At 38.9% G+C, this 13,693-nt stretch carries 11 protein-coding genes; 7 read left to right on the top strand and 4 right to left on the bottom strand.

Annotated features, from left to right (window positions below):
• The 7 genes from atpD to ACAN52_RS01305 all read left to right on the top strand — a co-directional run bounded on the left by atpD (position 1) and on the right by ACAN52_RS01305 (position 8,445).
• Positions 1–1,410, top strand: a complete 1,410-nt coding sequence (atpD, locus tag ACAN52_RS01335; RefSeq protein WP_378951056.1) for a F0F1 ATP synthase subunit beta — start codon at positions 1–3, stop codon at positions 1,408–1,410.
• Between the two features lie 3 nt (positions 1,411–1,413).
• A complete protein-coding gene (locus ACAN52_RS01330; RefSeq protein ID WP_378951054.1) occupies positions 1,414–1,824 on the top strand; it encodes a F0F1 ATP synthase subunit epsilon in 411 nt (136 codons plus the stop codon).
• 126 nt (positions 1,825–1,950) lie between these two features.
• Complete coding sequence (locus ACAN52_RS01325; protein WP_378951051.1) at positions 1,951–2,754, top strand: YwmB family TATA-box binding protein; 804 nt, start codon at positions 1,951–1,953, stop codon at positions 2,752–2,754.
• A 67-nt stretch (positions 2,755–2,821) separates the two neighbouring features.
• Positions 2,822–4,102: a UDP-N-acetylglucosamine 1-carboxyvinyltransferase gene (gene murA, locus ACAN52_RS01320; RefSeq protein WP_378951048.1), complete on the top strand. Its 1,281-nt coding sequence runs from the start codon at positions 2,822–2,824 to the stop codon at positions 4,100–4,102.
• Between the two features lie 167 nt (positions 4,103–4,269).
• Positions 4,270–5,286, top strand: a complete 1,017-nt coding sequence (gene spoIID, locus ACAN52_RS01315; RefSeq protein ID WP_378951045.1) for a stage II sporulation protein D — start codon at positions 4,270–4,272, stop codon at positions 5,284–5,286.
• A gap of 87 nt (positions 5,287–5,373) precedes the next feature.
• Positions 5,374–6,066: a M23 family metallopeptidase gene (locus tag ACAN52_RS01310; protein ID WP_378951043.1), complete on the top strand. Its 693-nt coding sequence runs from the start codon at positions 5,374–5,376 to the stop codon at positions 6,064–6,066.
• A gap of 336 nt (positions 6,067–6,402) precedes the next feature.
• Positions 6,403–8,445, top strand: a complete 2,043-nt coding sequence (locus tag ACAN52_RS01305; protein ID WP_378951040.1) for an ATP-binding protein — start codon at positions 6,403–6,405, stop codon at positions 8,443–8,445.
• A 105-nt stretch (positions 8,446–8,550) separates the two neighbouring features.
• Here the strand turns inward: ACAN52_RS01305 and ACAN52_RS01300 are convergent, their stop codons facing one another.
• The 4 genes from ACAN52_RS01300 to ACAN52_RS01285 all read right to left on the bottom strand — a co-directional run bounded on the left by ACAN52_RS01300 (position 8,551) and on the right by ACAN52_RS01285 (position 13,564).
• Positions 8,551–9,204: a TetR/AcrR family transcriptional regulator gene (locus ACAN52_RS01300; RefSeq protein WP_378951037.1), complete on the bottom strand. Its 654-nt coding sequence runs from the start codon at positions 9,202–9,204 to the stop codon at positions 8,551–8,553.
• 127 nt (positions 9,205–9,331) lie between these two features.
• Complete coding sequence (locus ACAN52_RS01295; protein WP_378951034.1) at positions 9,332–10,366, bottom strand: ABC transporter substrate-binding protein; 1,035 nt, start codon at positions 10,364–10,366, stop codon at positions 9,332–9,334.
• An 11-nt stretch (positions 10,367–10,377) separates the two neighbouring features.
• Positions 10,378–11,478, bottom strand: a complete 1,101-nt coding sequence (locus ACAN52_RS01290; RefSeq protein WP_378951031.1) for a FecCD family ABC transporter permease — start codon at positions 11,476–11,478, stop codon at positions 10,378–10,380.
• Between the two features lie 169 nt (positions 11,479–11,647).
• Positions 11,648–13,564, bottom strand: coding sequence for a TonB-dependent receptor plug domain-containing protein (locus ACAN52_RS01285; protein WP_378951028.1), 1,917 nt, complete (start codon positions 13,562–13,564; stop codon positions 11,648–11,650).
• Between the last annotated feature and the right edge of the window lie 129 nt (positions 13,565–13,693).

Here is a 13,693-nt window from a genome sequence, read left to right as displayed (position 1 = left end):
TTGAATACAGGCAAAGTAATACAGGTAATTGGACCTGTGGTTGATATTGAATTCCCCCCGGAACAACTACCTGCCATTTATAATTCCGTCAAGATTGCCGATAAATCCACTGAGGTAGAGATTAGTCTCATCGTAGAAGTTATGCAACATCTTGGCGACAATGTCGTTCGTTGCGTAGCCATGTCCTCCACTGATGGTTTGACGCGAGGTATGCAGGCTGTAGATACCGGGGCTCCCATTAAAGTTCCCGTAGGGAAAGGTACATTAGGCCGGGTATTTAATGTACTGGGTAATCCTGTTGATCTGAATGAGGCTAAAGTTGAAGCTGAAGATCATTGGCCAATCCATCGCCCTGCACCGTCCTTTGAAGAACAAGAGACGGCAACTCAAATCTTAGAGACTGGCATTAAAGTTGTTGATTTGATTGCACCTTATTCTCGAGGTGGTAAAATAGGCTTGTTTGGTGGCGCTGGTGTAGGTAAAACTGTACTCATCATGGAACTAATCCGTAATATTGCGACTGAACATGGCGGCTATTCCGTATTCGCTGGCGTTGGTGAGCGTACGCGGGAAGGTAATGACTTGTGGATGGAAATGAAGGAATCTGGTGTTATCGAAAAAACTGCTCTAGTTTATGGTCAGATGAATGAACCGCCTGGTGCTCGTATGCGTGTTGCTTTGACGGGTCTTACCATGGCTGAATACTTCCGCGATGTGGGTGGACAAGACGTACTTTTCTTCGTTGATAACATTTTCCGCTTTATTCAAGCTGGTTCTGAAGTGTCTGCACTTCTAGGACGTATGCCTTCAGCCGTTGGTTATCAACCTACACTTGCAACAGATGTTGGGGCATTGCAGGAACGTATTACTTCTACGAAAAAAGGATCGATCACTTCCGTACAGGCCGTATATGTACCTGCCGATGACTTGACAGATCCAGCTCCTGCAGCAACCTTTGCTCATCTTGATGCAACAACCGTATTGTCGCGTCAAATTGCTGAGCTTGGTATTTATCCAGCCGTTGACCCTCTTGATTCTACTTCCAGAATTGTTGACCCTAACATTATCGGTGAAGAACATTATCAAGTAGCGCGGGGTGTACAAGAAGTACTGCAACGTTACAAAGAATTGCAAGATATTATTGCCATCTTGGGTATGGAAGAATTGTCTGATGAAGACAAGCTGACTGTATCAAGAGCGCGTAAAATGCAGCGTTTCTTAAGTCAGCCATTCTTCGTGGCTGAAGCCTTCACTGGAACTCCTGGTAAATATGTACCGCTGAAGGAAACCATTCGTGGTTTTAAAGAAATTCTAAATGGTAAACATGATGAACTGCCAGAAGCTGCCTTCTATATGGCTGGTTCCATTGATGAAGTGGTTGAAAAGGCCCGGACAATGAAGGGAGAATAATAAATGGCTAAAACGATTAGGCTTGATATTGTTACCCCCGAGAAATTGGTTTATTCCGAAGATGTGAATATGGTTATTGCTCGCACAACCTCTGGTGACATTGGTATTTTACCAGGGCATGCTGCTCTCGTTGCTGCATTAGTGATTTGGCCATTGCGAATTATCACTGATAGCGGGGAAATGCAAATTTCTGTTTGCAATGGGTTTATTGAGGTGCAACCTGAGAAAATCACGATCTTAGCCAATTGTGCTGAATTGCCTGATGAAATTGATATTGCACGAGCGGCATCAGCTAAAGAACGTGCCGAAAGTCTCTTGCGTGGAGATCGGGAAAAAATCGATGTGGCCAGAGCCGAAGCGGCTCTCAAACGCGCTATAACCCGTTTAACCGTTGGAAATAAACATCAAAAATAAAAGAAGCAGCAAACTGAACAAGTCAGTTTGCTGCTTTTTACTCTATTTTCCATTGTATACCGTCCCTAATAATTGGTAAGAATAATTTTATAACTATCATATTATTCTTACGTAGGGGATGGAAAAATGGTAAAATTTAAAGCTTTTGCTTGGACTAAGGTTTGGCGTAAGCAAAGTTTTCTTTATAAAATGATAATTGCAATTGTATGTTCATTTATTTTTTTATTAGCTCCAGTGAAGCATGTACCTGCAGCTAGCTCTTATGAACCCTTGCATGCAGCCATGCTAGCGACAGGAGCAAAGGTAGAAGAATGGAGTATACATGCGTGGGTTAAATTGCCGAATGAGCAGCTTAATGATGATCAACTGGAGGATATTGTGCACGAGGTAATGAAAGAATTAGGGATTAATACCTTGCAATATCAAGTAACTCATCAACAAGGAAAAAAACATCATATTGTCCAAGCAGAGATGATCGATCCTATGGTTCACGTTTTAGCGGTTGCTCAAATTCTTTCTTCAGGATCTCTGGCAGGAGGATCAGAAGGATATCTTGTAATTAATATTGAAGCTAAAGATGATGAAAATATTTCAGTCAAACACATACAAGAAAAAATTGCGAGTATTACTAAAAAAAATGGTCATTCACCACAGATTAACACTTGCTTGATAGGCTGGCTTGATGGTAAACTAAGGGACGGAGAGTGGCGTCATTCTTTGCAAAATGCCATTGAAATCACTCATGCAAAGAATATAGATCAACTTGAGACCGAAGATTTTGCTAGTTATACTGGTTTCACTCCAGAGATTGCTGAGTATTTACAAATTGGTGATAAACGCATCAATTTGAATATTGCAATGCACTATAGCCAATATGATCATCGTACATATGTAACAATTGGTTCTCCGATGATTACAAGGGAATATTAACTAGTAGTAAATAACAACGCCTTTTTGTTAGGCATAGATAGTAGAGTTTGTGGGAGGATATAACCTGATGGAGAAATTAGTTATCCGCGGTGGCAATCAGTTAGTGGGTACTGTAAAAATAAGTGGAGCAAAAAATGCAGTTCTGCCTTTGATTGCAGCAACATTACTTGGTAAGTCCCCGAGTACACTTGAAGAAGTGCCTGACCTTGAAGATGTACGCACTTTTGCGGAAGTACTCAAACACTTAGGTGTAGCAGTTCAGTATAATAAAGCAGATCATATGTTATTTGTGGATAGTACCAGCATTAGCAGTTGCGAAGCTCCTTATGAATTAGTACGTAAAATGCGAGCATCTTTTTTGATTATGGGTCCATTATTAGCGCGTTATGGTCATTCAAAAATTTCATTACCCGGCGGTTGCGCAATTGGTACCCGTCCGATTGATTTACATTTAAAAGGTTTTGAAGCCTTAGGTGCTAAAATTGACATTGGTCACGGCTATATTGAAGCCACAGCACCCAATGGTTTGACAGGGGCTCGAATTTATCTTGATTTCCCAAGCGTAGGAGCGACGGAAAATATCATGATGGCTGCTAGTATGGCTAAAGGACAAACGATTTTAGAAAATGCAGCTCATGAACCTGAGATTGTTGACTTAGCAAATTATTTGAACACCATGGGTGCTAATATCCGAGGGGCTGGTACAGATGTCATTAGAATCGAAGGTGTCCCTGAGTTAACAGGAAAAACCTATGAGGTTATTCCTGACCGTATTGAAGCAGGCACATTTATGGTAGCAGCTGCCATGACTGGTGGAAATTTATATGTTGAAAATGCATTATCGGAGCATTTAAAGCCGGTTATTGCCAAACTCAAAGAAGCTGGGGTCACAATTGAAGAAGATACGAATGGAATACGGGTAAAGAGTAATGGTGTATTAAAGGCAATTGATATTAAAACTTTACCATATCCTGGTTTTCCTACGGACATGCAGGCTCAGTTTATGGCTATGACTACAGTATCTCATGGTACAAGTGTCGTTAGTGAGACTGTATTTGAAAATCGCTTTATGCATGTTGATGAACTAAAACGTATGGGTGCCAATATTAAGATTGACGGGCGTAGTGCAGTGGTAGAAGGTTTATCAACGCTAACTGGCTGCCAAGTAAAAGCGACTGACCTTCGAGCTGGTGCAGCGTTGGTTTTGGCAGGTCTGGTAGCGAACGGAGAAACAGAAGTTGGCTATCTTCATCATATTGATCGTGGTTATGATGATTTCGTCAATAAATTATGCGGTATCGGTGCGGATATTAGACGCGTCGGCAAAAAAGAAAGTAAAAAGAGTTAAACAATGAACTGTATAGAGAGCGTGAGGAAAGGAAGATCTTAAAGTTTCTTTTCCCCACGCTCTTTGTGTTTAATTTTTTGAAATGAAATTTTGTATTCTAGTCATAGGGCTCTTCTCTCCTGCATAAAATGTAGTGGTTATGTAATGCTATAGGAGGGAAGGCGTGTGTGAACAAAGTACTAGCATATAATGTTTTGTTGATTGTGGTGATCGTTATTTTAATTCCAGCTCTTATTATCGGTAGTATGAAAAAAATACATTTTAATCCGCAACAAAGTCATCAAACGGGAAAGGGTGAAGATGTATCCATAAGAGTTTATATGCATGAAAAAGGCACTATCCTTGAGATGAATCTCGAGACTTATGTAGCTGGTGTAGTGGCTGCCGAAATGCCTGGAGAATTTGAATTGGAAGCTCTCAAATCCCAAGCCGTTGCAGCTCGTACCTATGCTGTGAAAAATATGGTACTGTTTGGTGGTAGTGGCCTCGCTGACAAACCAGGTGCTGATGTGAGTACTGACTATCAGCAAAGTCAAGCTTGGCTAAGTTCAGAAAAGTTAAAGGAACGGTGGGGTACTGAATATGAACGGTATTGGAGTAAAATAAATCGAGCAGTCGAAGAGACAAGGGGCGAGGTTGTGACTTACAATGGAGAATTTATTAATGCTGTATTTCATTCTACGAGTGGAGAACGTACGGCGAGCGCCAAAGAAGTATGGGGGTTCGATTATCCTTATCTAATCAGTGTTCCGTGTTCATGGGATGAAAAATCACCACGGTATCGTGAACGAAAAGAATTTGCATTAACGGAAATCGAGCAACTTTTAGGAGCAGAGACTCAAGTAATGGCAGCGATGCAAAATGGTAGTGGTGTTACGCAAATTATTGATACAACTCCATCAGGGCGAGTCGGTCAAATTCGTATTGGTAATAAAATAGTGTCAGGACTTACTGTTCGAGAAAAATTAAATTTACATTCAACTCGTTTTAATGTTGCTATAAAAGATGGAAAAATGATTTTTGATACTGTAGGTTACGGTCATGGTGTTGGTCTATGCCAATATGGTGCTAATGGCATGGCAAAAGCAGGTCACGATTATCGACAAATTATCACAACCTATTACACTGGTGTTGCCATCAAAAATATACAGTCAGACCTTGGATTATTAGGCTATCACCATTGAAAAAAGAGCTAATCTGTCATTTGTAATATTCAATTTAACTGATATAGAATAGACTGAAGATGGGTATACTAACCTTGAGGTGGTTGTATGCCTAAGTTAAAGTTTGCAAGACTAGCGATTATACCGCTATGTTTGAAGTTTCGTGGTCGTATTGTTGGAGCAGTTTCGAGACCAAGGTTAGGGATCTATGTTGCCTCTGGACTGCTCATGTTATCATGTATACTCTTGATTATTATTATTGTCAGTATGAAGTCTGACCCTGGAACAGTGATGCAATCAGAACAACAGATTGAACAGCAAGTCTCTGCTCTAGTACCAAAAGAGAATGTTATTGCACCAGTGCAACCTGATCCTATACCTGAAAAGACTGCCTTAGTAATTTCTAAATCAATGAAAGGGCCAATTGCAGTTGATTTTGGTTGGCAATTTCACCAAGTCTATCATGACTGGCGTTATCACACTGGTATTGATATCAACGCCCCAATTGGTCAGGCTGTTGAAGCTATTGATAAGGGACAGGTTGTGGACATCATTCGAGATCCTCAGAGTGGTTTGACTGTCGTGATAAAAAATGATAGATGGACAATCTATTATGGTTCACTATCAACAATAGCGGTTAGTAAAGATAGTTATATTCGTCCTGGGCAGATCATTGGTGCAATTGGTAGCTGTGATGCTGAGCCCTATCCTCATTTACATTTAACAATCAAAAAAGATGAGCAATATATTGATCCTAAATTAGTTATTAGTGCCAAGAATGAAGAGATGGCTACAAATTAATAGATTCTGCAATAAAGTACATTTGAATGTTCTTTATTACGGAATTGAATCAACAGTATATTGCTTTTTTGATTATAAGCAAAGCAACGGGAACTTGGCATAGGCCAAGTTCTCGTTGTTTTGTGAGTATATTCTATAAAAGGATATTTCCATGTCGATTGATGAAAATACACTGATTATAAAATCCTTTATTGCTCATGAATCAATAGAGGATAAATGTATAAGAATGACGAAATGAAATGTAACTATTAGAGCTAAAATAATCTACCTATCTGTGAGATAAACTTGACATCACTTCAAATCGAAGGAATGAAATTGATTTGGAGTTTTTTTGAAATGTTGCACTTGAAAGTTAAGAATAAGATCGATGAGATAGGGGATGATTTGTTGAAAAATATGGCTATGATCGAAGCATTTATTGGTAATTCACCAGCGTTACGTAAGATCAGTATCGGGAGTTTGTTATTTGCGATCGTCTTACTTTGTTTTATCTGGGGAGGACTTAATTATAAAATTCAAGATGAACGGGAAATGGAAATTAGTGGAGCTATTAAAGATACCGCTAGTTTTTCTCGTGCTTTTGAAGAACATACAGCAAGTATTATTAAAAGTATGGATCAAACCGTATTATTTTTAAAGTATCAATATGAAAACGGAGGGAGCATGATTGATATTCCTCAGTATATACGTGAAGGGACGCTTACAAGCCAGCCTTTTGTATTATTGAGTATAATAAATGAAAATGGAGATTTAGTAGCGAGTAGTCAAGTCCCATTTGTAGCGTCCAATATAAAGGATCGTGAACATTTTTTGGTTCATAAAAATATTGACAGCAAGCAGCTATATATCAGTAAACCAGTACTAGGCAGATCTTCTGGGAAGTGGTCAATTCAGATGACACGCCGTATTAATAAGCCAGATGGATCATTTGGCGGAGTTGTTGTTGTTTCACTAGATCCCTTCTATTTTAATGAATTTTATAAGAAAGTTCATTTGGTGAAAAATTCGTCCATCGAATTAGTCGGACGTGATGGTATTATACGGGTTAGGCAATCTGGAGAGAATACGAGTATTGGGCAAGAATTGAAAAATATGACGTTAATGGAGAATTTAGTAACCGGTGACGTTGGATATTATATTGAGAAAAGTCCAGTAGATGATATCGAACGGATTCATAGCTATCAAGCTTTGAAAGAATATCCACTCGTAGTGGTAGTCGGGATAGATAAAGAAGAAGTGTTAGAGTTTTTAAATCAACGGATTACCATATATTATATGTTGGCCGAAATCATTACTGCTGTGATCATTATTTTTGTCATCATGTTACTGAGAACGATTAGACAGCAAAAAAATGCTGAAGAAGCGTTGAAAATAGCTTATGAGCATATGGAGACTAAGGTAGAAGAAAGAACCCAGGAACTATTCGCTATGAATGAAGAATTGATTTCTATCAATGAAGAACTTCTGAACGAGGTGATTGAACGTAAGCGAACGGAAGGGCAGCTGGGGGAAAAAAACGTAGAACTGGAAAAAGCTTATATCGACTTAAAAGGTGCTCAGTCTCAAGTGATTCAGCAGGAAAAAATGGCTTCTATTGGTCAGCTTGCTGCAGGAGTGGCTCATGAAATCAATAATCCAATGGCCTTTATCATCAGTAACTTATCATCCTTACGAAGCTATGTTGGAAAACTGATTCAGTTTATAAGTACACAAGAAGAAGTTGTGGGTAAACTTGTCAAGGGAGAAACAGAAGTAAATGAGGGTGAAGATAAAGCTATACTAGTTAAGAATTTGGCAGATTTTCGGCGAAAGATGAAAATTGAATATATCATACAGGATGCAGAGGATTTAATTAAAGAAAGCTTACATGGTGCGGATCGAGTAAAGGTCATTGTGCAAGACTTAAAAGGGTTTGCCCGATTGGATAATGAACAGAGTATCGTCAATATCAATGAAGGTATAACAAGTACGATTAACATCATATGGAATGAAATAAAATATAAGGCTACACTTAAAAAAGAGTTTGGTGAGATTCCACTAACAAAATGTAATCTTGGACAACTGAACCAAGTTTTTATGAATATACTAGTGAATGCAGCTCAGGCTATTGAGGTTCAGGGTGAAATATCTGTAAAAACATGGTTTCAGGAAAAGCGCATCTTTGTCTCTATTGCGGATACAGGGGTAGGCATTCCGCCTGAAATAGTGAATCGCATCTTTGAACCTTTTTTTACGACGAAAGCAGTAGGTAAGGGAACTGGACTTGGATTAAGTGTCACTTATGACATCATTAAAAAACATGAAGGTGAAATAAGGATAAATAGTGAGATCGGAAAAGGGACAACAGTAATTATTTCTATTCCAGTTATAGAATCGTGATAAGGTAGTTATAAAAAAATCCAGCCAAACACCTTAGGAAAAGGAATTTTGGCTGGATTTTTACTATTTAATAAGGTTGATATTCTCTCTGGTGAGCTCGCTTTTCTAGCTAATTCCAGGATAAGTTAAGTGAATACTGTTAGCAGGTGCCCCTAATAAACTTTCAATCATTTTTTCGGCAATGTCCATTTTATTTCTTACAATTTGAGGATCAGCTTCATGTCCAAATTCTAAGGGTGAACTTGCTTCGAGTAAGGCTGCCATAATACTGGCAAAAAAAGAAAAGGTTTCATCCATATGTATGACATGAGTCACCTCTTCATGGTTTCCTTGCTCTATGATACGTTTTAGAATCGGAGTCGTAGTGATGAGCATTTGTCTCCAGAGTCTATTAATTAACTCCCCTTGTTTTTCTTTGTATAAAATGTTGGCGATTAATCCAGGCTTATCATGATAACACAGTTTATAAAAAAGATTGATAAACAATTGTAATTTTTCTAGAACTGTAGTGCGATCGAGATAAAAAGACTGAACTTCAATCAACATGTTTTTTACATGACGGGCAAAAAGGGCTTCTAAAATTCCTTCTTTAGAAGGAAAATAATAATAAAACGTTCCTTGAGCGACACCAATTTTTTTTACAATCGTACTTACAGTCGTTTGTTGATATCCGAGTGAAATAAATAGTTCTTCTGCTGCGTCCATCAACTCAGCCTGCCGTACTTCTGGATCTTTAGTAATTCTGGAAATATCAAACACCTCACTTTATATAACTGACTGAAGTCAGTTATAAGTTTAAATAAGATTACTTCTGTTGTCAATATGTTCTAAATTTTAATTGATCGAGTATAAAAAACATTGATTGCTTACTAGCCTTTAAAACTGTTTATTTAAATCGTTCAGGATAAAGGGATTTTGCAATTGTCTCAATGCCATCAATGGCCCGTATTCCACCATTATTAACTGTAAAGAAAGGAAGATTGATGATGTCACCCTTACGGATCGCTCTCATGCTCTGCAGTTCTTTGATTGCCTGCAAATTGTCGATAGCCTCCTTATCTGTAAGGTCTTTCGTACTATCATTTAGGTTCGATGTTACAAATATAATAACATCAGGGTCAAAGGCTAATACTTTTTCTGCCCCCACGAAGGAAGCTGGATTTTCGCAGAGATTTTTACCGCCAGCAATATCGATCAGATGGCTAATGAGATAATGGCTGTCATATAAAGAAAAAGTTCCATTATAATGGTCTTGTAACACTAAGACAGTTTTCTTTTGTGGCACATCTTTAACTTTTTTTTCTACATAAGATACTCGATCTTTTGCATGTTGAATATAAGTGTCGGTTTTACTTTGGATATTAAAGATTTTGCCAAGATCAGAAATAGAGGCATAGACAACAGTCTCCAATGTGGGGTTAGTCTTGGTTAAGGTGCTCGGCATGATGTAAGTCGCAACGCCTCTTTCCTGCCAAGTTTTTACCTCGCCAATGGCATGGGAACTAAACTGATGGGACCAACCCATAATCATATGAGGTTGCATTTCTAACAGTTCTTCCTGGGAAGGGTCGTACAGAGCTTTCGTAATCGTAAGCTTAGCATATTGATCTGCTAATCGATCAAGAGGAGCGCCATAAGGAGCTACTGTGGATAAAATGCGATCTTTAAGACCTAATTCTAATAAAAGTTCTGTTGCACCAGGATGAGTCACGACGACCCTCTCTGGAGCTTTCTGATAGGTATATGAAACTAAATTTTCTTGCTGATCATAATTCGTAATGGTGAGGGGATAGGCCATAGTAGACTGGGTGTTGGAAGGTTGAGGCAGAGTTGGAAGGGAAACGGTCTGTTGCCCGCAGCCTGCTAGGGATAGAAGAAATATAAACAATAAAAAAATTATCGTGAGTTTTGATCTTTTCATTACATCACATCCTATTTATTCCCAAACTCAAAAGAGTTTTTGAAAAGAATATAGATAAAAAATGGTGCCCCAATGAGAGCTGTGATAATACCAATGGGTAATTCGCCACTTTTTAAAATCACTCGAGTCAATACATCAGCCCAGATTAGAAAAATAGCTCCGACTAAGATGCTGCCGGGCAATAATCGTCTATGATCAGATCCGACTAAACCGCGTACGACATGGGGGATCACAAGTCCAACAAAACCGAAACTGCCACAAGAAGCAACAATAAGACCGGTGATTAAAGCTGTGATGATGAGATAGATTCGGCGAATTTTAGTTAAATCAATACCCAAAGTGATCGCTGCTTCTTCACCCAACAGTAGGGTATTAAGAATACGTGATTGAAAAAGGAAAAATAGGCAGGATAGGCTAATACCTACCGCTGGTAGAGTTAGATTCTCCCATTTAGCAGCGGCGAGTGATCCCATTGTCCAAAAAGTAACGCTGCGTATACCTTCTGCATTATTGGAAATATAAACGATAAAATTGGAGAGAGCAATAAAGAGAGCACTGGCAATCGCGCCAGATAAGACCATTTTGACCGTAGACATTCGCCCGCCAATATTAGATAGCAATAAAACAAAGAAAGAAGCTCCTAAGGCACCGATGAAAGACCAAAAGGGCGTTCCTAATCCGAAAAATATCTTTGAGGAACCACCAAGTAAAATTGAAAAAGTAGCACCTAAGGCAGCGCCAGCTGAGATACCAAGGATAGAAGGCTCAGCTAGAGGATTTTGTACAGAGGCTTGCATGACTGTTCCGCACATGGCAAGACCAGATCCGATGATAGCAGACATTAACACCCGTGGCAGGCGTATCTCCCAGATGATATCCATGTGAGAAGGCGATACTTGATTGATCATATCACCTATATTTAGGCTAAATAGTTTATATAGTATGATTTGATAAGATTCCTCAGGTGAGATTTTTACTGTTCCTAAGCAAACAGCCAGCAAAATTGATAGTAGGGCCATTGCAGTTAGGGCAAGGATTAAAATTAAAAAATTTCTTCTTTTCCTGATAAAAGTATCATATTGAAAAATTTCACCTATTTTTAATTGCGTCATTTTAATGTGAATCTCCTTGAAAAATTTTGATGAGCTCTATAGAATTCTTTGAGGATGAAGAAAGAATAGAAGATGATAGCAGTTTGCACCCCTTAACGTAAGTAGTAGAAAAAATTCTCAATACTTATGCTAAGGGGTGCCTTTTAAATTTTTAATCGATTATTTTGTCTTACATGCGATGCTCTACGCCCATATAGAAGCTGCGTGCAGCCATAGGATAGGCACCAGGAGTGAGATAAGCATTGAAAGTACTTAAGCTCTTTAGTTCGTAGGCTCTGTTTGTTAAGTTATAGCCTTTTAGGTATATGCGGGTATCAGAATTGATCTTATAGTTGGCTACCATATCAAGAGTGATGTAGGAACTAGATGTAAATTGTTGTAGGCTACGTCCACTTGCTGCGCGCAAAGTGAGTCCTGCATTCCATTTATCTTGGTCATACTGAACACCGAGGTGATAACCGTTTGGCTGGCTATTGCTGAGGTCGAGGGAATAATCCGTTGCACCTGCACCCATGTTTTTAATTTGTACATAAGAGTAACCTGCTGAAGCACTCCACTGAGAAGAAAATTGATGTGACAAGTTAAGATCAAAGCCTTGTCGTTTTTGATTGGCAATGTTATAGGCAAATCCTCTAGAATTGGCAGGATACATATAGTCGATGGCATCTTTCACACGGCTGCTAAAGACACTAGCCTGAACTTTAGTACCATCTTTTATTTCAGTGTTGATACCAATGGTTACTGTTTCACCTGTCTCTGGGCGAAGGTTAGGATTACCCATAAACCATTGTGTATTACTGAACAGATCTTCTACTTGAGGTGATTTTACAAATTGTCCCCATGATGCAAAGACATTTGTTTTATCATTCATTTTACGATTTGCTGTCAAACGTGAAGTAATGTGGTCGCCGATAATACTATGATTATCATAGCGAGATCCTAGAGTAAGCGTCCAATTACTAGGGAGCTGCCAATGATCTTCTAGGAAGAAAGCTTTCGTAGTATATGTATTATCGATGACCTGGCTCACATATTTAAAATCAGTTTGACGCCAATCGGCACCGGTGACTAACGTGTGATGAGCATTTAACTGTTTGCTTTGTTGCCATTCCGCACCAGTCGCATTCCGCTCAACATCATATCCTGTTGTCAATCCGTCATAGGAGACTTTCTCCGTAGAGTGATTACGATAGACGCGGAAGAAATTATCTGCTCCCAGATTATATGTGAGTGCCATGTTATCATCTTTAGAGTTTCCAGAACCATTTTCATAATGCCATGCTGCTTGACCTGGAGCCGTACCGCCAAAGCCAAAATCTTTATCAGTATGTTCTACTTGAAGAGAAAGTGAACGACCATTACTTAAGTCTTTGTCCAGACGCATGGTCATGCTATCTTGTTCTAAATAACTTTGGGGCAGAGTAGTAACCTGACCTGTACGCGCATTTTTATATTCAATATTATCTTGTTTTTTATGTTCGGCTGTGATCATATAACCAAAACCATTTTCGAGCTTATTTTCTGTTGTAAAATTGTATCTGCGCATTCCCCAACTGCCAGCTTCTGTAGCAATAGATGTACTTTCTTTTGTTGCTTTACGTGTAATGATATTGATCACGCCACCGACTGCATCACTTCCATACAATGAGGATGATGGGCCGCGGACGATTTCGATGCGTTCAATATTGTTAACGGCGATATTATTAAGATTAACCCCGCCTTTACTTGCGCTTGTTACAATTTGATCCCAATTCATTCTGCGGCCGTCAACTAAGACGAGTACTCGGTTATCACCATTTAAGAACGGGATAGAACCACTACTCCCATCTTCTACGGTAACATTGGCTTTTCTCAAAATATCAGGAACATTAATAAAATTGCCTTTTTCGATTTCGTCATGAGTAACAACTGTAACATTAGCGGCCACTTCTGACATTTTTACTGGCATACGGCTAGCGGTTACGACGTACTCATCAAAATTGAAATTTTCCTCTGGTGCCTCTGCTGCAGAACCGACTCCTGACATGCTGAATAACAAAGTACCACCGATTAGTGAGCATAATAATTTTTTTTGTTTTAGATTCATAAATAATCTCTCCTCATTTTTAGTTTACAACCGCGCATCTTCACGAATCCTTGAATTAGGAATAAAAATATGGAATATCTGTAGAAACATTGGTAAGAAAATTATTTTACAAGTATTTGACTGACAACA

Origin of the sequence: Pelosinus sp. sgz500959 (assembly GCF_042610375.1) — a bacterium.
In the GTDB taxonomy this organism is placed as follows: Bacteria; Bacillota; Negativicutes; order DSM-13327; family DSM-13327; genus CTSoil-075.
Note: the sequence above shows the minus strand (reverse complement) of the source record. Positions and strands in the feature narration are given on the sequence as shown.